Origin of the sequence: Herbaspirillum sp. WKF16, from assembly GCF_028993615.1 — a bacterium.
GTDB lineage: Bacteria > Pseudomonadota > Gammaproteobacteria > Burkholderiales > Burkholderiaceae_D > Herbaspirillum.
Genome location: NZ_CP118632.1, coordinates 2,067,795 through 2,088,499, shown reverse-complemented (window position 1 = coordinate 2,088,499; position 20,705 = coordinate 2,067,795). Strand labels below are relative to the sequence as shown.

The window sequence follows — 20,705 nt, the reverse complement described above, 5'->3', positions numbered from 1 at the left end:
CAGAACGACGCGTATCGAAATGGCAAGATCGTTTGGCAGAAAAACGGGCGGCGGCCGCACCAGCGGCAATTTCCCCAAGGAAATCACCCCGGCGCCGTCCTTGATGCATTCAACACAACAACATGGGGCCGCCCTTGCGGACGGCGCCCCGTCAGAAGCCCAGGCTTTCCAGCAGGTCGTCGACCTGCCCCTGGTTGGCGATCACGTCCTTGCCGGCCGGATCGATCTGGGGACCGTTCAGCAGGCCGGTGTCTTCGCGCTTGAGGTCGCCCGGCGAGTAATCCACCAGCAGTTGCACCAGTTGCGACTCCAGCTCATGCGCCAGCTGGGTGACGCGCTTGATCACCTGGCCGGTCAGATCCTGGAAGTCCTGCGCCATCATGATGTCGAGCAATTGCTGCTTGGTCACGCTGCTGTCTTGCCCGACCTGCGCCAGGAAAGCCGACGTCCTGGCGCCCAGGGCGCGGTAATCGGCTTCCGAGAAGCTGCCGGCGCCGGCCGCATCCCATTGCGCCTTGAGCTCGGCCGCGCCGTCGCCGATGCGTTCCTGCAACGGGCTGGCCAGCTCGGTGGCGGTCAACACACGTTGGGCCGCCTGTTCGGTCATGCGCGCCACGTACTCCAGGCGATCGCGCGCGTCCGGCATGTCGCTCGCGGCCCGCTCCAGCAAGCGGTCGAACCCCAGGCCGCGCAGGCTGTCGTGCAGGTTGCGCGTCATGTGGCCGATGCGGGCCAGCACCACGTCGCTCATGGCGCCGCCTTCATCAGCCTGGACAGGCTTCACGCTGGCGTCCATATCAGCCACCTGCGGCCATCTTTTCGAAGATCTTGCCCAGTTTCTCGTCCAGCGTCGCGGCAGTGAACGGCTTGACAACATAGCCGTTGGCGCCGGCCTGGGCCGCCGCCACGATGTTTTCCTTCTTGGCCTCGGCGGTCACCATCAGCACCGGCAGCTTGGAGAGGGCCGGATCCTTGCGGATTTCCTGCAGCATGGTCAGGCCGTCCATGTTGGGCATGTTCCAGTCGGAGACGACGAAATCGAACTGGTCGCTGCGCAGCTTTTGCAGCGCCTGCACGCCGTCTTCAGCCTCATCCACGTTGGTATAGCCCAATTCCTTGAGCAGGTTGCGCACGATGCGGCGCATAGTCGAAAAGTCATCGACGACTAAGAACTTGGTATTGGGACCCGCCATGCTAAGACTCCATCTATTCAATTGATCTTGGTTAACGGCAAGCGCACATGCAAACTTGAACCGTCCACCGTCTTCTCGCGTACGTGCGCACCGCGCCCGCACGCCCCTCTCCTGCGCCACGGCATTGTAGTGCAGCGACCGTGAAAATGGCAGCGGAATCGGCGCCGCCAGGTATTTCACACCCGCAAGGCGCGGCTTCCGTGTTCCGCCAGCCACGCCAGAACCCGGCCCGGCATGGCCTGCAGCGACAGCACTTCATGGGCGGCGCCAATCGCGATGGCCTCGCGCGGCATGCCGAACACGACGCAGGAGGCCTCATCCTGGGCAAAGTTGTAGGCGCCCGCATTCTTCATTTCCAGCATGCCCTGGGCGCCGTCCTTGCCCATGCCGGTCAGGATCACGCCGACCGCGTTCTTGCCGGCGCAGGCCGCGGCCGACTGGAACAGCACGTCCACCGAGGGACGGTGACGGTTCACCGGCGGCCCCTGGTCGAGCTGGGTCATGTAGTTGGCGCCGCTGCGCACCAGCTTCAGGTGCGAGTGGCCGGGAGCGATGTAGGCATGCCCCGGCAACACGCGCTCGTTGCCGGCGGCCTCGATCACCGAGATCTTGCACAGGTTGTTCAGGCGCTGGGCGAAGGAACGGGTGAAGCCCTCCGGCATGTGCTGGGTGATCAGGATGCCCGGACAATCGGAAGGCATGCGGATCAGGAATTCCTTGATGGCTTCGGTGCCGCCGGTGGAGGCGCCGATGATGATCAGCTTTTCGCTACTGGTCAGCGGATTGCGGATCTGCGGCAGCGCCTCGCCGGGCGTAGCGCCCTGCTCGCCCGGACGCGGCGCGCGTGCGCGCACACGCGCCTTGGAGGCGGCGCGGATCTTGTCGGCGATCATGTCGGCATACTCCTGCATGCCGCTCTGGATCGAGATCTTGGGCTTGGTGACGAAGTCGATGGCGCCCAGCTCCAGCGCGCGCAGGGTGATTTCCGAACCGCGTTCGGTCAGCGAGGACACCATCACCACCGGCATGGGCCGCAGGCGCATCAGTTTTTCGAGGAAATCCAGGCCGTCCATGCGCGGCATTTCGACGTCCAGGGTCAACACGTCGGGATTGGTCTGTTTGATCATCTCGCGGGCGATGATCGGATCCGGCGCCACGCCTACCACTTCCATGTCGGGTTGGCTGCCGATGATTTCGCGCATCACGCTGCGAATCAGCGCGGAGTCGTCAACGATGAGAACTTTTATTTTCATAGTCATGCTTTCGTATTGCCTGCCACACTTGCGTGTCGTGGCGTCCTGCGCACACCGACAAGAAGATGCCGTCGTTCAGAACAGGTCGACCTCGCCGCCCACCGGTTTGGTAACCAGTTTGCTTGCGTAGGCTTTTTCCCGATCCGCCAGTGTGTTGTTGTGCAGCTGTTTGAGTTTTTTGACCAGCACCTTGCCAGTCCGTGGAAAAAAATAGACCTTGCGCGGCCACACGTCATTGAGATCCTCGGCCACGACGCGGATGTGCTCGTCCTTCAGGTAGCGGCGCACGAACTCGGCGTTGCGCTCGCCTACGTTGATCGCTGAAAAACCGCGCAGCACGTTGCCGCCGCCGAACACCTTGGCCTCCAGGTTGTCGCGCCGGGCACCCGCCTTGAGCACGTCGTTGATGAGGATTTCCATGGCGTAGTTGCCATAGCGCGCCGACGCCGACACCGGGCTGCCCTCATCGCCGCCGCCATCGGGAAGCATGAAGTGATTCATGCCGCCGATGCCTGACACGCGATCGCGGATACAGGCCGACACGCAGGAGCCCAGCACGGTCACGATCATCATGTCCTTGTGGGTAAAAAAATATTCTCCCGGCAGGATCTTGGCGGCATCGCAGTCGAACGTGCGGTCGTAGTAGAGGTTGGACGCGAACTGGTCCGGCGCCTGGCTCATGCCTTGCTCCTCGCGCCGCGCTGGGCCGCATTGAGCTCATAGACCGTCTTGCCCTTGAGCTTGAGCGAATCCGACACGTAGAGGAAGTTCTCCGAATGGCCGGCGAACAGCAGGGCATGGGGCTTCATCAGCGGCACGAAGCGCGACAGGATCTTGCTCTGGGTCGGCTTGTCGAAATAGATCATCACGTTGCGGCAGAAGATCACGTCGAACTGGCCGCTGATCGGCCAGCCGTCGGCCAGCAGGTTCAGCTGCTTGAAGGTGATCAGCTTGCGCAGCTCGGGGCGGATGCGCACATAGCCCTCATGGCTGCCTTTGCCGCGCAGGAAGAATTTCTTCACCCGTTCGGGCGACATCTTCTCGATGCGCTCCATGGGATAGACGCCATTGGCCCCGGTGGCCAGCACGTTGGTGTCGATGTCGGTGGCGACGATCTGCACCGGCGGCGTCAACGTTCCGTAAGCCTCGCAGGCGGTCATCGCGATGGTGTAGGGCTCTTCCCCGGTGGACGCGGCCGAGCACCAGATGGTGGCCGGCTCCTTCAGCGTCTTGAGGAAGTCGCCCAGGATGGGAAAATGGTGCGCCTCGCGGAAGAACGACGTCAGGTTGGTGGTCAGCGCGTTGGTGAAAGCCTCCCACTCCTCCGAATCCTGGGTGCGCTCGAGCATGTCGAGGTACTGGTTGAAGGATTGGATCCCGGTGGCGCGCAGCCGCCGCGCCAGGCGGCTGTACACCATCTCCTGCTTGCTGTCGGCCAGCGCGATGCCGGCACGTTGGTAGATAAGTCCACGGACTCGTTCGAAATCACGGCCGGTGAAATCGAACTCCTTGCCGGATGATTCGCCCTTGCTTGGCACCGTAGGCTTCACTGTGTTTCCTTCAATCGCGCAGCGCGCCAACCGGCGCGCTGCATAGTGTCTGCCGCCGGCTGCTGCAGGCGGTCCCCCCTTTGTCGAATAATCTATCAGCCGCCGGACGGGGTCAAGCGATCGAGCCTTGGAAATGAAACGCTTTTACCCCGCTATTGCGCCAAGTCAACTGGCCCTTGCCGTGCCTCGCTCAGGCGCGCGAGATGCCGCCGCGGGCAATCCGGCAGAATTCCTGAGCGCTGCGGGCAGAGGCTTGGCCGGCGCCGGCGTCGCCACCGGTGCGGCGGCAGGCGCGTGGCTGGAGCGATAGCCGACGCGGAAACCGCCCCAATGCTTGCCGTTGACGTACACCGGAACAGACAGGTCATGCATCACTTCGCCGGTGTCGCGCTTGTAGGTCTGCAGCAGGAAAGGCTTGGTGTTGGAACCGCAGCGCCTGCCGGTGCGGTCGGTGAAGATGCGCTTGGTGCGGTTGTTGACCAGGTCGACGTCGTAGTTGCCGGTCAGCGGCTGGGAGAACTTCTTGTTGTGGGTCGGGAAGTAGCCGTTGTTGTCCACCGCGCCGGCGTAGGCCAACTGCGGCATGCGCTCCAGGATGGCCTCCTGGATGGCCGGCAGCACACGGTCGGTAAAGGCGTCGAACTGGGTCGAATGCTTTTGCGGGGAGGTATTGGGGATGGGCTTGTAGGTGCGGTCGAACAGCGCCGACTCGGCAATGCGGCCGGCCTTGATCGACTCCTCGAACAGCCGCCCCACTTCGCGCGCGCCCTCGGCGGCGGCAATGCGGATCGCGTCATGGGCGCTGCGCGCGCCGCTCTCGGCAATGGCCTCGAACACGGTCTCGGCGCGCTCCGAGAGCGTCATCGCCGACGCCGCCACGCGCGGCAATTCCTCATCGGTCTGCAGCATGCCGTTGCGAATGGCGGTGATCGACTCGGCGATGTTCTGCGTGGTCTGGACATGTTCGCGCGACGCCAGCGCGATCTCTTCGATCTGCTCCTGCGACTGCCCGGCGGAGCGCTCGATGCTGTTCAACAGCACGTGCACCTTCTCCACGTTCTGCGCGGCCTCCAGCACGCGTCCGCTCAGCGCATTCATGCCGGCAGCTGCGCGTTCGGCCTCTTCGCTGATCCCGCGCACCATCACGCCGATGTCGTCGGTGGCCTCCTTGGTGCGCTGGGCCAGCTGACGCACCTCGCCCGCCACCACCGCGAAGCCGCGCCCCTGCTCGCCGGCGCGCGCCGCCTCGATGGCCGCGTTCAGCGCCAGCAGATTGGTGCGCGCGGCGATCTCGCTGATGACCTCGGTGATGCCGTGGATGCGGCGCGATTTTTCCTGCAACTGCGCCATCATGCCCGAGGCCGATTGCGCGTCGGTGCGCGCCTGCCCGATTTGCTGCAAGCCGCGATCGACTTCGGCGCGCCCGCTCACGCTCTCCGAACGCACCTCGGCGGCGATCGCCGAAGCGCGCTCGGCGTTGGCGGCGATCTGCTCGGTGGTCGCGGCATTCTGCTCGGCGCTGGCGGCGATATTGTTAGCGGAGTCGACGTCCTTGCTGATCTTGTTCTTGATGGAGTCGACGAAGAAAGAGGTCTCTGCCGCGCCGATCATGATGTGGTCGATCTCGTTGCCGACCTTGTCCACCAGTTGCGCGTCGCCCGCGTTGCCGCGCCGCTGCGTCAGGGCGAAGCCGAGCAGCGCCAGCAGCGCGGCCGCCGAGGATTGCAGCGGGACGCCCACGGCCTTGCCGACGCCGGCAGCCTCCAGCGCGAACGCCGCGCCGCAGCCCAGCGCCGCCCCCGCCAGCCACGGCAACAACCTGATGCTCCAAGTCCGCGCACCGGCGGCGGACGCCCCTGCCTTCAACTCTGCCATCGCTTGTCTCCTTGCGGGTATCCCGCTTGTATGCGCCTGCTTCGTGACAGGCATCGCGGCGTGCGTAATGAGCCGCATTGTCCGCAATGTAGATGACTTAGCTTACGCATAGCTTAAAAACGCACGCTTGTTCGAATACCAAGATTCGCCGCAGGAAGGCGCAGGCGGCGCCATCCGGATTGTCGCGATGACATCGCGAGCAGTCCGCCGGCATCGCCGGGCTCAAGCATTTCACGCTGGCGATCCCAGGCGCGATGCGGCTCTCCCTGCCAAAGAAAAAGCGGCCTTCGGGCCGCTTTTTCTGGAACAGATGCGCGCTCAACGCCAGCCGCGATGCCAGCCGTACTGTGGGTGGCGCCAGCCCCAGCCGTAATGTTCATGATAGGCCCAGACGTAGCCGGGACCGGGCGACACATAGGTCGGGGCAACGTAGACCACTCCCGGCGGCGCGACGTAAGCCGGATGAACCGGCTGTACCGGCTGCACGATGCAGCCGCTCAAGGCAAGTGTCCCGGCGATGACGGGGATCAATAAAAGGGATTTCATGCGATGCTCCTGATCTTGTTTGGCGATGGGCTGGGCCGGATTGCTCCGGCATCCACGTTGTATGCCGTGGTGATCAGGTAACGCGCCGGGCCGCCGGACTGGGGACGTGAAATTGTGTGTTTATGTAACGCCGCGCCTGCGAATGATGGCATTCGCATCGCGATAAGGCAGCAGGATTCGGCCGCGCAAAACAGAAAAGGGTTACAAGCAAATTTGCTTGTAACCCTTCGATTTTCTGGTCGGGACGGAGTGATTCGAACACTCGACCCCTTGCACCCCATGCAGGTCTGAATTCGCCGCAAACTGGCTTAAATCGGGACTTCATCACTATTCTGTCTAATATACAGTGCGCAAGCAGAGGGTCGGTAAGGCACATCCTGCGCGCCTATCGTCTTCTATATTAGACAGCGCGGACAGGCCGCCAGGGCTCATGGTCGCCTCTTTTCCTTGGGCTTCACCAGGCGGCGCCCTATCCCGAATGGCGTCTCCACCTCGACCGTTTTCCACTGGCGCCTCTCGGCCGGCGTTTCCTCCGGCGGCTTTGGCGGCTTCTTCTCCTGCAGCTCCCGCTGCTCCCGGTATGGTTTCTTGAAATCGCTCAAGCCGGTCGGATTGGACTGAAAGTACAGGTATTCGATCTGCTTTATGTCCCGGTACCGCTGTGCAATAAAATGGTGCAGCCGCCGAATTTCCCACAGCGCGGCCCGCATTTCCGGCGAAGGCGCCCGCTTGTACAGCTCCGCCAGCTCCTCAACGGGCAGCGGATGCAGGTCCTTCGGATAGTCGGGCGGCAGTTTCATGACTGGAAAACCACTGTATGGCTAGCCAGTATATTCCAGCCTTTCCATCTGCTCAAAGGCTAGTTGCCAAATGCCAATCTGAACGCCTCGGCTAAAATAATGGGGAAAATGTAAAAGTTGGCAAACATGAAAAAAATAATCCTTGTGACACTTCTGCTTTCCATTGGGCTTGTAGCTGGCTGCCAGGAACCATCTACTCAGTTATCGGTACCGGCCTCGACGTTGAAAGAAATTGCGAAGGTCACCAATACAACTTCCTGGTGGGGCGGTCGGAGCAAATCGGAGGCATTTATTGTCAGGGCTGGAGGGGATCGCTGGTTTAAAAACTACCGCAAGCAATTCGCTCATCCTGGCGAGGATAAAGGCTACATTGCCGAAACCGTCGATGTGACAGGGCCCAAGCTTGGAAATTATTACGTCCGTGGATCGGGGCAGCGGGAAAAGAGCGACCACATGATACCGCCGCAATGTGCAGAGCTTTCCACGATGGCCCCGACCACGCAGATTTATTGCGGATTGTCGGCGTGGAATGCTTATTTGGTGACGTCCGACCCGGGCCATAAAGCCACCCTGCTAGCCATTGCTGACCACGTCCTCAAGGAACAGAAAGACGGAAAATTCGAGTGGACGAAGGAAATCCCCTCACGCGACTTGAAGGCGCCATGGATTTCTGCCCTCACCCAGAGCGTGGCCACTTCTCTCTTCCTGCGCGTCTACCAGGAGACCCGTGACCAGCGCTACATGGATGCGGCAACCTCTGCATATCGCTGGCTGACGGTTCCATTGGAGGAAGGCGGGGTTTTATCCATAGACCACGGAAATCTCTGGCTGGAGGAATATCCCAACATTCGCACGCCGAGTCACGTCCTCAACGGGCACATGCTGTCGCTGTTTGGAGCATGGGATTACTATCGCGTGACCGGTGACCAGCAGGCAAAGTCGATCGTTGAACGCGGGCTTGCATCGGTGCCGCCGAGCATCAACAAATACGATACCGGTTACTGGCTAACCTATGACCAAGTGAATCAAGGCGATTTCATCAACGGCGACTATCTGGCCTGCATTATCGCGATGTTTGACGCCGCCGCCGCGATCTCAAAAAATCCATTTTTCAGCGACACAGCAACTCGCTGGAAGGATTATCAGACGAATGACCGGCTGTTTGTCCATCTCGCAGCCGAGGCCTACAAAAATTCCCTCAAAAAATAAAAAAGCCCCCGAACCCCACCAATCACGGTGAAGTTCGGGGGATAGTCAGGGCGGCGCCATGCCATTCTGGCGGATGAACGCCTGCGCGGCGCGCGCGGTGCCCGCAGCGTCCTCGGCCTGGTTGATCAACGATTTAACAGCTGCGTCCAACTCTGGAGAAAGTACCCGGCCGCCGGCACCGGCTGCATCGCTGCCGGCGGCGCCACTGGCTTGGGCGGCTCCGGCAGCACCGGCGCCGCACCATTGGGGGCCGAGGCGCAACCGCTTAGGCTTGCGCAAATCAGCGCGCACTTGTGCCATTTCATCATCATGTCCTTTCTGGATGTTGGCCGAGACCAGCGCCTGCTCGGCGCCGATGGCCCTGTTCTGTTCGCGCCGCAGCTGGATCGCGGCATCGTTGGCGTCCTTCTGCTGCTGCACCTGCAGATCCCACTTCTTCTGGATCCGGCCGGCGCCATGCAGCTCGCAGCCCAGGCACAGCGCCGCCAGCAGCAGGATCCAGTAACACCAGGATGGGACGATGCCCAGCAGCCCCTTGATCGCCGCCCAGGTCATGGCAGCACCTTGAGCGCGCGGTCGTAGATGGCCTTGCGGTCGGTGAAGCCGTTGGCGTCGCCGATGGCCACCGTCTTCTTGCCGCGGTTGACCACGTCGCTCACGCCATCAATGTCGCCGGCATCGGCCCACTTGGCCAAACCATGGGTCTCCCAGAACCAACCGGCGGCACGGCAACCGTTGACGGGTTCGCACAGCAAGCGCGGCTGCTCCACGCAGTCCACGTGTAGCGCCAGCATGGCGGCCAGGTGGTTGTTGTAGCCGGTAATCTGGATCGGGCCGTGGCCCTTCCAGAACTTGCCTGGCGTGCTACCGTGCGCGGCCGCGATGCGCACGGCCTCCGGGTTGGTGTTGCCCAGGTCGACGCGCCCGTCGTAGGCGGCGCCGCTGGCCAGCTCCTCCATGAACTGGAACTGCCCGGATTCGTGGCCGACCTGCGCCAAGAAGGCGGCGACGCGCAGGCGCGTGTCGATGCCGAATTCCGCCATTGCGGCATTCAGCGGATCCAGAAACAACGATGCCCGCGCGGCGGCGGGCATGATGGTCTTCAACTGCTGGAGGGTCAGCGTCATGGTGTGCGCTCCTTCACGTCGCTGGCGCGCCGGTTGCGGTAGAACCAGCCGCCCCAGAGCAGGCCAGCGGCGCCGATGTTGGAAATGACTTCGGCCGGCTGGGGCCGCGTGTAGGCATAGAGCGGCCCCAGCAGAACGCCGGCGGCGCCCACGCCCAGCAGGATGTAGAACACCCGCACGGCGTGGTTGCTGCTCCGGTCCATCTTGTTGATTCGGAAAAGGCAGTGCGCCAGCAGCAGCACGCTCGCCAGCAGGTTGATGACCAGCAGCGGGTTGGCCTCGACGTAGTCGAGGATGGCGATGATGTGGGCGATCATGGGGCGGTCTCCTGTCCTGGTTTCCCCCCTCCGAAGCGCGTGCGCAGCTGCTCCAGCGCCAGCGGCACGATGGTCTGCGCGCCGATGCCGCAGGCGAAGGCGCTGAACCATCGGATCTGGTCCGGGATCTTCGCCGCCCAGGCCAAATACTCCGGTGCCGCGGCGGCCAGCACCGGGCCGCCGTATCCGCCGACGATGGCGCTCGTGAAGATCGAGACCAGCATGCGGCCCGGCGACACCTGACGCATGAACGACAGCGCGACCAGTCCGCCGGCCAGGCCGACCAGCAGCAGGTCATACTGCAGGCCAAGGAACGAGCCGGTGATCGTGATGGTGCCGACGGCGAAAGCGCTGGCCCCCGCCATGGCGCTTGATGTTGGTTCCGGCATTGAGCCCCCAAAAAGAAAAGGCCCTCAATGGGGCCTCGATGCTATGGTGATTTATACAACTCGCTGGAAAATTCTCCGGTACCAGCTTTCCCCACCAGATGGCAGGTAGCGAACGTAACAACTCATGTCGATGTTGCCGGCTCGGGAATGACTGTCGAACTTGGGCTCCAGATCGCCATCAAGGGAAATCTTTTGGGGGAAGGCTCCTCCGTTCGCGATCTGTGCAATGAGCGCCGCGGCCGACATATGAGCTCCTGCTGCATCGACGAAGTAACATGCATTCGTCATGTCCCACATGCGCCAGGCACTTCCATGAAGCGTTTCCAGAACAAAGTGGCCATCATCGAAACCGTTCTGCGCTCCATTCGTGACGACATTGACCGCTCGTGCGGTCTTCCCAAAAATTCCGATGTACCAGGCCGCGAGACTGGCGATGACGCCACACCGGTTCCGCCACTTGCCGTTGATGCCCCTATTGCTGATGACCTGATAGTCCCAGTCCCCATCACGGGTCGACAACATCTGTTCATCTTCCGAGCCATGCAGGTGGTTGTGGCACATGCCGCTTATGAACGAGTAGTAGTCGAAATTCGGGCTGTCCCATGAAAGCTTGTTGATGGAGATGCCGGTGTCCAGATCTATGAATCGATAAAGCCCCTGTTGCGAGCAGTCATAGGAAACGCCCCCAAAAACATAGCTGCCGGCCCGCATGAGCGCGCTGGTCGAAGAAAGCGCCGCCCCATTGGCTGCCATCGGAGCCGGAGCTTCGACCCCGTTGGCGAGGTATCTGACGATCTTCATAGGCTATCAACCTTTCGGCGCCTCTGGCCAATCAATGTCCATGGGATAAGTGGCCTGTTGACCGATACGGCTCAGGGCCACGCGATATTGCTTCCATGCAGTCAGCTCCGCCTTCTCGGCATCGGTCGCGATCTCCAGGTCCACGGCGTCCTGCAGCGGGGCGATCGCGTTAGCGGCCGCCGCGAGCAGCGTTGCACGCTGCAGCAGGGCCTGCGCCGCCAGCTGTTCGCTGGTCGGGGGCAGCTGGTCGGCCAGCACCGGCATGCCGTCGGCATCAGCCACGATCCGCTTCCCGGTCGCCTGGCCGGCCATGACCTCGTTGTACCGCTCCTCGGTGATCGCCTTGGCGTCTGCCGGGATGTCGGTGCCGTTGATAGCTTCGCAGTAGAAGCCGCTGGTGGTAGCAGAATAGAAATAGTCCATGTCAGTTTCCGATGGCCATGAAGTAGTGGCTGCTAGCAGCAGATCCTGTAAATCCAGTAAAGCCGTTGTTAGTGGGGCTTACGCCAAGTGTGGTAGGCGGATTTCCCGAGTTGGAACCCGTGCTCATGGCGAACACGTTGTTCGGGAAGGTGATAGGAAAGCTGTTGACGAAACCGCCATTGTTGAAATTCCCGACGCCCCATTGAAGAATCAGGCCGCCGGGCAGCCTCTTCCATCCGTTTGCGGAAATGGATCCCCCAAACACCGTTGAGGCGCTGAGCTGCGCCGTCCCCCCCACCGCATACCAGCCGTTCGTGCCGTTGCTCTCCAGCGTCAGGGTGTCCCCGGCCCCCAAGGCCAAGCTCGTGACCGATGAAGAACCGGTGGTGATCGTGTCGCTGCCGGCCCGCGATACCGTTCCGGTGCCGGCGTTGATGTTCATGAACTCGATGCGGCGCCCAGCTGCTACGGCCGACGCCGCCGGCAGCGTCTGGGTGGTGGCGCCGGCAGCATTCAGAATCACCGAGCCCCCACCAATTGATGCCGCTAGGGTGCCGGACGCGGTGATGATGTTCACCGAGCTGGCCTGCAAGTTGTTGTACAGGGTGTCGGCCGTGGCCTTGCTGATTTTTTGCTGCAATGTCTCAGAGAGGATCGGCGCACCGGGATAGGCGCTGATGTTGCCGGAGACAATGGTGGTCTGGCCGTTCGCCACGGTCACGACATACAGGCCGACAAAGCCCGCATCCGGCGCCGGGGTCACCTGGCTGCCGGTGGCGGCGGCGATACCCGGCTTGGCGTTGAGCGCCACGGATCCCTGCCGGAAGGTGTTGCTCGTCTGTCCGGAGTTGTTGGGGCCGCTCCAGGGCTGGGACGGGTTGCTCGAGTTGTAGAACTGCAGCACCACCGGCGTGCTGCCAGTCGTCGGGTCAACGCTGATGTCCTGCTCGGCGAAGGAGGCTTGCACCAGGTAGTTGATAGATTGGCCGGCGGTGGGCGGCGCCGCGCACGTCAGCTGCGTCGTATCCAGCTGGATGCCCTGCTTCACGATCTGGTGCGTGGTGTCCACAGGGAGGGTGCCGTAGACCGTGCTCTCCAAGGCCGCCAGCGCGTAGATCTCGCCAGGCGCGACGTTGACCTGCATCGACGCTGGAGAGGTAGGCGTCACCGCCATGCCGCTCACGGTGGTGCTGGTGCCGATGACGGCGGCAGTCAGCTTGCCCAGGGCGACCATGTTGTCTTGGGCCTGGCGGGTGAACAGCCATTCGTAAATCGATTGTCCGATCTGGGTAATGACGCGGCGCATTTGCTCTCCGGAATAAAAAAAGCCGCCCGGAGGCGGCTTGTCGTTCATAAAATCTGAGGGGTCTACTGGATGCTGACCCACATCACGGTGCCGACTGGCTTGACCGCCTCGACCGCGGCGTAGATGTCCTCGTCGGTGGCGGACTGGTTGACCATGCTCAGCGACGCTGTATAGGACGTGGCCAGCGGCGTGTTCAGCGCGGATACTTTCGGCGCAGAGCAGAATGCCCCGCCGGCGGCGACGCCGGTTGCCTGCGGCCGATACGCCGTGATCATGGCCGTGTAGGGCACGGCCATCGATCCCATCCTGGCCACGCCGCAGTACCCGCCCGACTGGGGGGAGTTCAGGGCGCCGGTATCCAGCGGACGGTTCGGCTCGAAGATCACGGGCGTGCGCCCGGTGATGTCCTCAAGCACGCGCACCATCGCTGGCCGCGTACCGCGCCCACGGAACATGTTGATGATGATCCGGTTGCGGAAAGAGGCGTCGCTCTGCCCCAGCTTGCGCTGCAGCGCGGTGCCGAAGAAGTCGGCGGCGATCATGTCTAGCCATCCGTCGGTGGCCCACAGGATCCGGGTCTGAAGCTTGGCGTAGGCCCACAGCGAATAGGCGAAGCTGAGCGCATAGGCGACGCCATACAGAACCGCATCGAGGATCGGTGTGGTGTCGCCGAACCAGGGCGGCAGCAGCGCCTTAAGGCGCTTGAAAACATCGTCTTGATCGCCTGTCATTAGGTCACCGTGATGGTTCCGGCCTTCGCCGTTTGCTTCGCCGAGATGGCCAAGTCGGTGGTCGCGCCGTTGAGCAGCACGCCGCTGACGTTGGTCACGCCGGCCGAGGCCGCATAGGCGACGTTCGCCAGCTTCGTGTAGCTCAGCGAATTGCCCAGGCCCAGCGTGTTGATGTAGTTCTGCAGCGCCGCCGTCACCTGGGCGACCACATCGGCGTGGATATAGCCTGCCGCGGTGGTGATGGCCATGACCACGTTGGCGGTCACCGCGGAAGGGCCGAACACGCCGTAGGTAACCGAGAGCGGCCTCGCCGCCTCGATCGCGTTGGCCGCGCTGGCCAGGAATGTGCTGCTCGGATTGCCGGTGCCGTCGTCGACCACCGCGTAGAAGTAGCCGTTTTGGGTCAGGTTGCCCGCATAGGTCAGGTTTTCCACGATGACGGCACTGACGTTCTGCTGCAGCGACAAGACCGCGTACAGCACAGCCGCCTTAGTGGCCTTGGACAAGCTGTTGATGTACTGGATGAAGCGCGCACGTAGGGCCTCATCGCTTTCAGCGTCTTGGCCAGTGGTCAGCGCGGCGCCGTTGGTCACTGTGTCGATGCCGGGAATAGCCTGCGCGATGGTGTTGATCGAGCCGGCCGTGACGTTGCCGGCACTCCCTGCCACCACCGCGGCCACGGTCAGGCTGATCGAAGCAACCCCGTTGGCCAGCACATAGCCGCCCTGCGCGGCGCTGTAGGCCGGATTGGAGGTATCCAGCTGCACGGTGAACTGCTGGCTGCCGTCACCGGTCTGGACCAGCGCCCCTACCGGCACCAGCGCGGCGCCGCTGGCGGTGAAGCGCGAGAAGGTCACCGAGCCGCTGGCGGCCACTGCGGGCAGGCGCACCACGCCGTAGTCGGCCATCCAGGTGTCGAGGTCGGTGCCGCTGGCCGTTGCCGCCCGGGTGGTCACCAGCAGCGTCAGGATCAGGCCTTGCAGCCACAGCGCCACGCCGGCCGTAGCCTCCAGAACGGCGCGCAGCAGCGAGCCAATCGTGAGGTCGACCAACGCCGACGCCTTGCCTTGCACCGCGGCGACCTGTTCCTGGACCAGGGTGACGAAATCTTTGCTGGAAATGCTCATTGGTTCACGTCGAAGCTAAGAAAAACTGGTTTCTTGGTCTGCGAGTCGTTGTAACGAATCGACACGCTCATACCGCCCGAGATGGGCGCCACATCAATCTCCGGCGCCGGGGAGCGCGCCACGGCCGCCTCCATCAGGATCTGGCCCCGGATCAGCGCGCGCACCTTGGCAACGTCCACCAGCCGGCCAACCTGGCGCGGCAGGCCGGCGCCATAGGTCAGGTGGAACAGATAGTCGCCAGGGTCGTTCGGCGCGCCGTTCAGGCCCTGCACCGCCGGATTGGTCAGGAGGCGCCGCAGGACGCGCTGCTGGCCCAGCACCGTGCCGTCGACGGGCAGCAGGTCGCCCGAGGCGGAGACATCGAGGTCGCCGCCCCAGTAGTGGTAGAGATCGGGCATCAGGAGGCCTTTACAGTGCTGGTCATGTGCGCCGCGCCCGCCTGCTGCAGTGGCGGGTCGGTCTGCACGGCGGTGCCGTTGCTCTTGTGGGTATGGCTGTTGAACAGCGTGGCGAAGGCGGAATTCAGGATGTTCAGCAGCGCAGCGCCGGCGGCGCCCAAGTTGATCACCGGCGCCGTCACGTTGGCCTGGCCACCGGCCATCACGTTCACGTTGCCGGTGGCCTGGATCATGATGGTCGGCGCCGTGACGTCGACCTCCGCCTGGCCGTTGATGCTTGCCTTTCCGTCGTTGGTGGTCTTGATGAAGCCGCCTGACTTGTGCACGAGCCAGAATTCGCCGGACGGCACCGACATCGGCCGGTCAACGTCGTTGAAGAAACGGCCGCAGGCGATGGGCGTCTCGGCGTCGCCTTCCTGGAACTGCACCTCGATCTGGTCGCCGATGCCGGGCGCGAAAATCATGCCCCAGCCCTGCCCCACGCCCAGCGCGGCCAGCGGCAACCATCCGGTCTCCGTGTCATCGGGCTGCAGCTTCACCTTGACGGTGTAGTCGGCCGGGTTGTAGCTGCTGACCGTTCCCATCCTGGTCGCGGCGCGCGTGCCGTTTGCCAGTTGCGCTTGGCCGAGAATGGCGTTCTTCAGGTCTCCCATGCTCATAGCGTCACCACCGAGTCCGGAGCGTGGTTTTTGGCGTTCACGTGCATCACATAGCCCTCATCGAACGACATGCGGCGCACCACGCTGTCCGGGAAATAGGTCTGGTCCCAGGCGGTCGCCGTGCCCACCATCTGCACCATGTTGGTCACCTTCAGCACGTTGTCGGCCGGCATGGTCGCTGTCATCTTCATTTCGTGCGCCACCAGCTCCGCATAGAGCGACTGCGCGCGCTGGAGCGCCTGTTCTTGAGTCAGGCCCGGGATGGTGTAGCTGTAGATCTGGGCATCGCCGAAGGGCTTGGCCTGGCCGGCCTGGGTGCCCTTCCCCTTGTTCGGATAGGAAACCGTGAAACCCTTCTTCTGCTTGGAGTTCCACGACCGCACGACCACCTGGATGCCGCGCGATACCGTGAGCCCGCGCGAGAACTGCAGGGAGATGATGTTGGCCTCCGGCGAACCGCTGGTGTCCGTCGGTGGGATCCACTGGATCACGTAGGGGACGGAATTGACGTCCGGCTTCGGCCCGAAATACAGCGTCTTGCCGCTGACGTAGACGGAAAATTCTTCCAGATGCGCCAGATAGGTCAGGAGATCCCACTCGCTGCGCTGATCGGTCAAGTTGACGTGGTCGATCTCGTAATACTTGCCCACCTTTTCGGTGGTCTTAGTCACCTTGGGCGTCAGGCCATGCCGCACCGCTAGGTCGGTGGCGATCTCGGAGGCGGTCTTGTTGGGCCACTTCTCCGTCGTCTTGGCGTCGATGAATTCCGATGTCAGGTCGCGGCCGATCAACTCGATGCGGCCGGTCACTATGTCGTAGTCGATGTTGTCGACCCTGCCGTAGAGCACACTGTCGAGATCGGAGCAGCCAAAATTCGCGGGATCAGCGGGAAATCCGCCGAAGATCTCCACGAAAGCCGTCTTCTGCTGCGAGAACCAGTCAGCGCCGCGCGCCGGCGGCAACCGATTGGCCAGGAAGGTAATGCGGAAGGTGTCGGCGGCGTAGAAAGTATTGTTCTCCGCCTCCCAGCTCAGCCAGCCCTCGATGAGGGTATCGTTCAGCCGCACGGCGCCGCGCGGGCGCGACGCCCCCGGGACGACGGGCAGCACGTTCAAACTACGCATTCATCACCCCACCGGTGTTCTGGTTGTACGGCGGGATCACCACCGTCTGCACGTCGGCCACCACCGGATCCACCATCCCGTTGGCGCCGGCGATATTCGTCCAGCCCATGGCGTCGTTGTACTCGTTGGCGGCTACCCGGTAGAGGTTGCCGCCGGCCATGGTGATCGACTTCGTGCCCGAGTTGATCGTGCCCAGGTTCTTGCCCATGCGGCCGGACACCACGTCCAGCTGCTGGAGTATCGGCAGTCTGGTGGCCGCGTTGACCTGGCCCAAGATGCGCGCCGCATTCGCCGCGATCGGGTTGTTCGGCAAGATGCCGCCCAGCGTCGTGACGTTGCGCACGGTGTTGTTGACGGAGGCCATCAGGAGGGTCACGCGCGCGCGCACTGCGTTGAGCGGCTTGAGCACAGAATTGATCGTGCTCTGGGCTGCCTTGGCGAGGTCGGAGACCGCCGCGATGGCGCTGTTCAGTCCATCCATCAGCTCGGAGAGCTCGCTGTCGCCGATTTCATCGCACATGCCGCTCATGTTGATGGCGTCCTCGTTGATCATGTCGTCGACGTTCGCCGCAGCGATCTCGGTGACCGGCGTGGACAGGTCTTCCACCACCTCCACCGTGATCTGGTAGGGGATCTGGTAGAAGCGCTCATAGTCGGCCCGGAATTCCTTGATCACCACCCGATAGAAGAATTCCGACCACAGGAGAATGACCTCCTGGCCGGTGTCCTTCAGGGTGTTGACGTAGCGCGCGCGATCGAGCGCGGTTTCGCCGAAGAACAGGCCGCTCCAGCTGATGGGCGCGGGATCAGCGCCCAGCGCCTGCACCTCGCGCTTGCCGCCCACCATCTTGTGGATCACCAGGCGCTGCTCGCCCCCGAATGGAATCTTCTCCGGCACCTCATACCGGAAAAACTCGAAGTCCCCGAGCTGGACGATGGTGTCAGGAGTCATTTTCTGTTCCGAAAAGAAAACGGCCGCCCGAAGGCGGCCGCTGATGGCGCGGTGCTGCTTATTTCGTGTAGTTCATGCCCGGCTGCGGCAGCTGGCGGTTGAAATCGAAAGAGGCGCCGCTGGTGGGGCGGGCCATTTCCTTCGCCTGGTACTGCGAAACCACGCTGGCCAATTGACGGCCATCGAGGTTGATCTTGGTCTCTACCTGAATGGGGCGTTGCGTACCGCCGCCGCTCAGGTCTTTCTGGAACAGGCCGACGGCGCCCTCGCCGGCCTTGCCGCCCAGCCAGTTGCCCAGCATGCCGCCGATGACGGCGCCGGGAATCGCCCCGACACCGCCGAAGAGTGCCCCGATCGCGCCGCCAAGCGCTGCGCCGCCCATGCCACCAAGCGCGCCGCCGGCGACGCCGCCGTAGCCGCGGGCCTTCTGCTGCGCGGTGAGCTGGTCGTTGCTGGCGATCTGATAGGCGCCCAGCGCACCGTCGGCGAGAGCGACGATGCCGCCCAGCTTGAGGCCAGATATCGCGCCGGCGCGCGCGCGCCCGGCCATGCCAAGAGCTGCGGCAGCGCCGCCTGCGCCTCCAGCTGCGCCGCCGCCAGCCGCTGTTCCGATTGCACTGATTGCAAGCCGCAAAGCATTCAGCCCGGCGACGGCTACCATGATCGTTCCACCGATGGCCATGGCGGCGGATAAGGCGATGAACCCGCCGATCAGCAGCTTTGCCTTAGTCTGGTTCTCGCGGATCCAGTCGGCCGCCGCGCGCAACATCGGAATCAGGGTCTCTAGCGCCTTGTTCACGCCCGGCAGCACCACCAGGCCCAGCTCCACCATGAGGTTTTGCGTCTTGGCGAGGTAGTCCGCCACCCGCGAGTTGGGATCCTTCTTGAACTGGTCGATGGTCTGTTGCGCACCCATGGCGTTCTTGGCCAAGTTGGCGTCCCGCAGCAACTGCACCACCTGGGTGGTCATGATCGAGGCCTGCCCGGAAGCCGTCCGGTTCGACAGCAGGTCGTTGACCACCTTGATGATGGTGTTGTTGTCGACGTCCTTTCCGTGCTTGTTCTGGATCGCCGGAATCACAAACTGGCGCAGGGCGCTGGCCGGGTCGGCCTGCAGCATGGTTGCGAAAGCCTCATTCAGCTGCAGCCGGTTGCGCGTCTGCGGCTTTCCGCCGGTGGTGCCGATGTTCTGCTGCACAATCGTGCCCAGGCCCAGCTCGGCGATCTCGGACATGGCCGTCTTGGTGGTGCGGCCTGCGATCAGGTTCTGGTACATCGACATCATCGCGGTACCCGCGCGCGCGCCGCCCTGCTCCTGCAGCAGCAATGCCATGTTCAGCACGCCCTGATCGGACAGGCCCCGGAAGGCTGTGCCGCCTTGCTGCGAGAACTGGTCTAGATCCCGGAACTTCACGAAGCCGCCCGAGCCGGTGACCAGGCGCTGGGCCAGGTCGAGGTTGCGCAGGAAGCTGGCCTCGTCGTGCGTACCGCCGCGGCGGTCGATGAACTTCATGAGGGAGCGTGTCGCGCCCTCGTCGATGTGGTCGATCTTGCCGCCGAAAATGGCGCTGTTGGCCTTGTTCAAGGCCGCAATGTGCGGGGCCAGCCGCTTGGCGATATCGAAGTCACCGAAGAGGCCCACCGACTCGCTCAGGGTGTTCATCAGCTCTTTGGCCGAAACGCCCATCACGTTGGCGCTGCGCGCGAACTGGTCGGCCTGCCGATTCACCTGGTCGCCCAGGTTCATGGTCTTGAATTTCGTGAAAGCCAGCTCGTACTGGCGAGCTGCTTCCAGAGGGGCCTTGAACAGCGACAAGCCCAAAGTGCCCACGCCGGCGATCAGGCTGCCGGCCAGCGCCATCTTTTTGATAGACTGGAGCCGTTTTTCCAGCTTGGCAGCATCGGCCTCGGTGCGGAGGAAGTCCTTCGACAGCGCGGCCAGACCGAAGCTGGCGGCGTTGATGATCGAGATCTTGACACCGATCTTGTAGGCTTCAAACACTGGAAATCCTTCGAAAATATTGCATCAGAGGAAAGCTATGGCCCGTCGAATGTCGTTGCGCTACCGCGCCCAGGAATTCCTGGCTGATCGGGTTTCCTTTATCCAATACCCCGACGTGCGCGCCAGCGACGAGCGCGGCCGCCTGGCGCTGCCTTTCCGCTTCGTGGAATCGATGCCCTGGTATACCCGGGCGGCACTCATCTGCGTCGGCGTTGCCACCTTGTTGATCTGCAGCGCAGCCGCGCTGCTCGGCATTTATCTGCTCAAGGCCTTCATCAGCGGCATGCTGGGCGACTAGACGTCGTGGTCATATTCCAGATGCGCCGGGATCGCGCCTCCTCCTAAGATTCCCCGTACCGCTGCCGCGCCCAGCACCTTGACGATCTTCTCGTGGTTGTGCTCGACGGCCGGGCCCAGCACAGGGCGCGGCGGCTGCTTGTCGGTGCCGATCTCGAAATAGACCAGGTTCTGGTCATCCGAACCAACGACGCCCTCCAGCAGCGCCACCTCCTTCTTGATGGAATCGCGCATGTCGCCGCGACGCAGGCCCGGGTCGTCTGCCGTGAAGCCCCTGCGCACGCGATCAGCCTGCGTCGAGGCGGCCAGCGGCGCCCACGCCGGGAACGGCCCCACCGCGCCCTGGTAGTGCCCGACTTCTTCCTTGGCGGTCTTCTGGATGGCCGTGACCACTTCATCCAGCCCCTTGTGCAGCGACAGAGCCATGCCGGCCTGCAAGGTCAGGAGGTGGGTGGCCATCTTGCCGAAGCTGTCGAATTCCTTCATGGCCGCTTGATCTCCTCGAACTCTTCCCTGTCGAAATTGAAGCGCGTGCCGCCTTCCAGCTCCTGGAAGATGATCTGCATGGCGGCCATTTCCACCTTATCCAGGCGGAAGCCTGGCATGTCGCGCTCCAATATTCCAAG

Annotated in this window: 26 protein-coding genes; 2 read left to right on the top strand and 24 right to left on the bottom strand. The window is 63.1% G+C overall.

The features are described 5' to 3' along the window. Positions 1-151: 151 nt before the first annotated feature. The 8 genes from cheZ to Herbaro_RS09540 all read right to left on the bottom strand — a co-directional run bounded on the left by cheZ (position 152) and on the right by Herbaro_RS09540 (position 7,217). Positions 152-796: a protein phosphatase CheZ gene (cheZ, locus tag Herbaro_RS09575; protein WP_446719315.1), complete on the bottom strand. Its 645-nt coding sequence runs from the start codon at positions 794-796 to the stop codon at positions 152-154. A gap of 1 nt (position 797) precedes the next feature. After that, the gene (gene cheY / locus Herbaro_RS09570; protein WP_275013585.1) at positions 798-1,193 is read right to left on the bottom strand and encodes a chemotaxis response regulator CheY; all 396 of its coding nucleotides are present in this window, start codon (positions 1,191-1,193) and stop codon (positions 798-800) included. Between the two features lie 176 nt (positions 1,194-1,369). Then, a complete protein-coding gene (locus tag Herbaro_RS09565) occupies positions 1,370-2,446 on the bottom strand; it encodes a protein-glutamate methylesterase/protein-glutamine glutaminase (RefSeq protein ID WP_275013584.1) in 1,077 nt (358 codons plus the stop codon). Positions 2,447-2,521: 75 nt separating this feature from the next. Next, positions 2,522-3,127, bottom strand: coding sequence for a chemoreceptor glutamine deamidase CheD (gene cheD, locus Herbaro_RS09560; RefSeq protein ID WP_275013583.1), 606 nt, complete (start codon positions 3,125-3,127; stop codon positions 2,522-2,524). Continuing rightward, positions 3,124-3,996 carry a CheR family methyltransferase gene (locus Herbaro_RS09555; RefSeq protein WP_275013582.1) on the bottom strand — a complete coding sequence of 291 codons (873 nt, stop codon included), beginning with the start codon at positions 3,994-3,996 and terminating at the stop codon, positions 3,124-3,126. The genes cheD and Herbaro_RS09555 overlap by 4 nt, the downstream gene beginning before the upstream one ends. Positions 3,997-4,161: 165 nt before the next feature. Further along, complete coding sequence (locus Herbaro_RS09550) at positions 4,162-5,871, bottom strand: methyl-accepting chemotaxis protein (protein WP_275013581.1); 1,710 nt, start codon at positions 5,869-5,871, stop codon at positions 4,162-4,164. A gap of 318 nt (positions 5,872-6,189) precedes the next feature. Further along, positions 6,190-6,417, bottom strand: a complete 228-nt coding sequence (locus tag Herbaro_RS09545; RefSeq protein ID WP_275013580.1) for a hypothetical protein — start codon at positions 6,415-6,417, stop codon at positions 6,190-6,192. A gap of 428 nt (positions 6,418-6,845) precedes the next feature. After that, a complete protein-coding gene (locus tag Herbaro_RS09540) occupies positions 6,846-7,217 on the bottom strand; it encodes a hypothetical protein (protein WP_275013579.1) in 372 nt (123 codons plus the stop codon). Positions 7,218-7,343: 126 nt separating this feature from the next. Here Herbaro_RS09540 and Herbaro_RS09535 point away from each other — a divergent pair, with 126 nt between their 5' ends. Then, the gene (locus tag Herbaro_RS09535) at positions 7,344-8,426 is read left to right on the top strand and encodes a D-glucuronyl C5-epimerase family protein (protein WP_275013578.1); all 1,083 of its coding nucleotides are present in this window, start codon (positions 7,344-7,346) and stop codon (positions 8,424-8,426) included. A 45-nt stretch (positions 8,427-8,471) separates the two neighbouring features. On the opposite strand, the gene Herbaro_RS09530 is transcribed toward Herbaro_RS09535, so the two are convergent. Genes Herbaro_RS09530 through Herbaro_RS09465 form a run of 14 tightly spaced genes read right to left on the bottom strand, consistent with a single transcriptional unit; the run spans position 8,472 to position 19,782 of the window. Beyond that, entirely contained in the window at positions 8,472-8,981 is a 510-nt protein-coding gene (locus tag Herbaro_RS09530; protein ID WP_275013577.1) for a hypothetical protein, read from the bottom strand. Further along, the gene (locus Herbaro_RS09525) at positions 8,978-9,553 is read right to left on the bottom strand and encodes a glycoside hydrolase family 19 protein (RefSeq protein ID WP_275013576.1); all 576 of its coding nucleotides are present in this window, start codon (positions 9,551-9,553) and stop codon (positions 8,978-8,980) included. Before Herbaro_RS09525 ends, Herbaro_RS09530 begins: the two co-directional genes overlap by 4 nt. Beyond that, on the bottom strand, positions 9,550-9,870 hold the full coding sequence (locus tag Herbaro_RS09520; protein WP_275013575.1) for a hypothetical protein: 321 nt from the start codon (positions 9,868-9,870) through the stop codon (positions 9,550-9,552). Before Herbaro_RS09520 ends, Herbaro_RS09525 begins: the two co-directional genes overlap by 4 nt. Further along, positions 9,867-10,259 (bottom strand): restriction endonuclease, encoded by a 393-nt coding sequence (locus Herbaro_RS09515; protein ID WP_275013574.1) that lies wholly within the window; start codon positions 10,257-10,259, stop codon positions 9,867-9,869. Before Herbaro_RS09515 ends, Herbaro_RS09520 begins: the two co-directional genes overlap by 4 nt. 51 nt (positions 10,260-10,310) lie before the next feature. Continuing rightward, a complete protein-coding gene (locus Herbaro_RS09510; protein ID WP_275013573.1) occupies positions 10,311-11,060 on the bottom strand; it encodes a hypothetical protein in 750 nt (249 codons plus the stop codon). A gap of 6 nt (positions 11,061-11,066) precedes the next feature. Then, a complete protein-coding gene (locus Herbaro_RS09505; RefSeq protein WP_275013572.1) occupies positions 11,067-11,483 on the bottom strand; it encodes a tail fiber assembly protein in 417 nt (138 codons plus the stop codon). 1 nt (position 11,484) lies between these two features. Next, on the bottom strand, positions 11,485-12,837 hold the full coding sequence (locus Herbaro_RS09500) for a gp53-like domain-containing protein (RefSeq protein WP_275013571.1): 1,353 nt from the start codon (positions 12,835-12,837) through the stop codon (positions 11,485-11,487). Positions 12,838-12,851: 14 nt separating this feature from the next. Continuing rightward, entirely contained in the window at positions 12,852-13,520 is a 669-nt protein-coding gene (locus Herbaro_RS09495; protein WP_275013570.1) for a UCP028438 family phage-derived protein, read from the bottom strand. Further along, positions 13,520-14,647 carry a baseplate J/gp47 family protein gene (locus tag Herbaro_RS09490; protein WP_275013569.1) on the bottom strand — a complete coding sequence of 376 codons (1,128 nt, stop codon included), beginning with the start codon at positions 14,645-14,647 and terminating at the stop codon, positions 13,520-13,522. Before Herbaro_RS09490 ends, Herbaro_RS09495 begins: the two co-directional genes overlap by 1 nt. Next, a complete protein-coding gene (locus Herbaro_RS09485; RefSeq protein WP_275013568.1) occupies positions 14,644-15,045 on the bottom strand; it encodes a phage tail protein in 402 nt (133 codons plus the stop codon). The genes Herbaro_RS09490 and Herbaro_RS09485 overlap by 4 nt, the downstream gene beginning before the upstream one ends. Further along, entirely contained in the window at positions 15,045-15,704 is a 660-nt protein-coding gene (locus Herbaro_RS09480) for a phage baseplate assembly protein V (RefSeq protein ID WP_275013567.1), read from the bottom strand. Before Herbaro_RS09480 ends, Herbaro_RS09485 begins: the two co-directional genes overlap by 1 nt. Then, on the bottom strand, positions 15,701-16,828 hold the full coding sequence (locus Herbaro_RS09475; RefSeq protein ID WP_275013566.1) for a phage late control D family protein: 1,128 nt from the start codon (positions 16,826-16,828) through the stop codon (positions 15,701-15,703). Before Herbaro_RS09475 ends, Herbaro_RS09480 begins: the two co-directional genes overlap by 4 nt. Continuing rightward, positions 16,821-17,780 carry a hypothetical protein gene (locus tag Herbaro_RS09470; RefSeq protein ID WP_275013565.1) on the bottom strand — a complete coding sequence of 320 codons (960 nt, stop codon included), beginning with the start codon at positions 17,778-17,780 and terminating at the stop codon, positions 16,821-16,823. Before Herbaro_RS09470 ends, Herbaro_RS09475 begins: the two co-directional genes overlap by 8 nt. A gap of 58 nt (positions 17,781-17,838) precedes the next feature. Continuing rightward, entirely contained in the window at positions 17,839-19,782 is a 1,944-nt protein-coding gene (locus tag Herbaro_RS09465) for a phage tail tape measure protein (RefSeq protein ID WP_275013564.1), read from the bottom strand. Between the two features lie 49 nt (positions 19,783-19,831). Between Herbaro_RS09465 and Herbaro_RS09460 the strand changes: the two genes are divergently transcribed. Then, a complete protein-coding gene (locus tag Herbaro_RS09460) occupies positions 19,832-20,080 on the top strand; it encodes a hypothetical protein (protein WP_275013563.1) in 249 nt (82 codons plus the stop codon). On the opposite strand, the gene Herbaro_RS09455 is transcribed toward Herbaro_RS09460, so the two are convergent. Then, a complete protein-coding gene (locus Herbaro_RS09455; protein ID WP_275013562.1) occupies positions 20,077-20,565 on the bottom strand; it encodes an HK97-gp10 family putative phage morphogenesis protein in 489 nt (162 codons plus the stop codon). The genes Herbaro_RS09460 and Herbaro_RS09455 overlap by 4 nt on opposite strands. Next, complete coding sequence (locus tag Herbaro_RS09450; protein ID WP_275013561.1) at positions 20,562-20,684, bottom strand: hypothetical protein; 123 nt, start codon at positions 20,682-20,684, stop codon at positions 20,562-20,564. Before Herbaro_RS09450 ends, Herbaro_RS09455 begins: the two co-directional genes overlap by 4 nt. Positions 20,685-20,705 lie beyond the last annotated feature (21 nt).

What these genes read in the sequence shown, in the direction of transcription:
- Herbaro_RS09510 (WP_275013573.1), bottom strand. Translation starts at nt 11,060, where the DNA reads ATGAAGATCGTCAGATACCTCGCCAACGGGGTCGAAGCTCCGGCTCCG.
- Herbaro_RS09470 (WP_275013565.1), bottom strand. Translation starts at nt 17,780, where the DNA reads ATGACTCCTGACACCATCGTCCAGCTCGGGGACTTCGAGTTTTTCCGG.
- Herbaro_RS09565 (WP_275013584.1), bottom strand. Translation starts at nt 2,446, where the DNA reads ATGAAAATAAAAGTTCTCATCGTTGACGACTCCGCGCTGATTCGCAGC.
- Herbaro_RS09490 (WP_275013569.1), bottom strand. Translation starts at nt 14,647, where the DNA reads ATGAGCATTTCCAGCAAAGATTTCGTCACCCTGGTCCAGGAACAGGTC.
- Herbaro_RS09545 (WP_275013580.1), bottom strand. Translation starts at nt 6,417, where the DNA reads ATGAAATCCCTTTTATTGATCCCCGTCATCGCCGGGACACTTGCCTTG.
- cheY (WP_275013585.1), bottom strand. Translation starts at nt 1,193, where the DNA reads ATGGCGGGTCCCAATACCAAGTTCTTAGTCGTCGATGACTTTTCGACT.
- cheD (WP_275013583.1), bottom strand. Translation starts at nt 3,127, where the DNA reads ATGAGCCAGGCGCCGGACCAGTTCGCGTCCAACCTCTACTACGACCGC.
- Herbaro_RS09455 (WP_275013562.1), bottom strand. Translation starts at nt 20,565, where the DNA reads ATGAAGGAATTCGACAGCTTCGGCAAGATGGCCACCCACCTCCTGACC.
- Herbaro_RS09520 (WP_275013575.1), bottom strand. Translation starts at nt 9,870, where the DNA reads ATGATCGCCCACATCATCGCCATCCTCGACTACGTCGAGGCCAACCCG.
- Herbaro_RS09540 (WP_275013579.1), bottom strand. Translation starts at nt 7,217, where the DNA reads ATGAAACTGCCGCCCGACTATCCGAAGGACCTGCATCCGCTGCCCGTT.
- Herbaro_RS09450 (WP_275013561.1), bottom strand. Translation starts at nt 20,684, where the DNA reads ATGCCAGGCTTCCGCCTGGATAAGGTGGAAATGGCCGCCATGCAGATC.
- Herbaro_RS09495 (WP_275013570.1), bottom strand. Translation starts at nt 13,520, where the DNA reads ATGACAGGCGATCAAGACGATGTTTTCAAGCGCCTTAAGGCGCTGCTG.
- Herbaro_RS09515 (WP_275013574.1), bottom strand. Translation starts at nt 10,259, where the DNA reads ATGCCGGAACCAACATCAAGCGCCATGGCGGGGGCCAGCGCTTTCGCC.
- Herbaro_RS09480 (WP_275013567.1), bottom strand. Translation starts at nt 15,704, where the DNA reads ATGAGCATGGGAGACCTGAAGAACGCCATTCTCGGCCAAGCGCAACTG.
- Herbaro_RS09550 (WP_275013581.1), bottom strand. Translation starts at nt 5,871, where the DNA reads ATGGCAGAGTTGAAGGCAGGGGCGTCCGCCGCCGGTGCGCGGACTTGG.
- Herbaro_RS09475 (WP_275013566.1), bottom strand. Translation starts at nt 16,828, where the DNA reads ATGCGTAGTTTGAACGTGCTGCCCGTCGTCCCGGGGGCGTCGCGCCCG.
- Herbaro_RS09535 (WP_275013578.1), top strand. Translation starts at nt 7,344, where the DNA reads ATGAAAAAAATAATCCTTGTGACACTTCTGCTTTCCATTGGGCTTGTA.
- Herbaro_RS09505 (WP_275013572.1), bottom strand. Translation starts at nt 11,483, where the DNA reads ATGGACTATTTCTATTCTGCTACCACCAGCGGCTTCTACTGCGAAGCT.
- Herbaro_RS09525 (WP_275013576.1), bottom strand. Translation starts at nt 9,553, where the DNA reads ATGACGCTGACCCTCCAGCAGTTGAAGACCATCATGCCCGCCGCCGCG.
- cheZ (WP_446719315.1), bottom strand. Translation starts at nt 796, where the DNA reads ATGGACGCCAGCGTGAAGCCTGTCCAGGCTGATGAAGGCGGCGCCATG.
- Herbaro_RS09485 (WP_275013568.1), bottom strand. Translation starts at nt 15,045, where the DNA reads ATGCCCGATCTCTACCACTACTGGGGCGGCGACCTCGATGTCTCCGCC.
- Herbaro_RS09530 (WP_275013577.1), bottom strand. Translation starts at nt 8,981, where the DNA reads ATGACCTGGGCGGCGATCAAGGGGCTGCTGGGCATCGTCCCATCCTGG.
- Herbaro_RS09460 (WP_275013563.1), top strand. Translation starts at nt 19,832, where the DNA reads ATGTCGTTGCGCTACCGCGCCCAGGAATTCCTGGCTGATCGGGTTTCC.
- Herbaro_RS09500 (WP_275013571.1), bottom strand. Translation starts at nt 12,837, where the DNA reads ATGAACGACAAGCCGCCTCCGGGCGGCTTTTTTTATTCCGGAGAGCAA.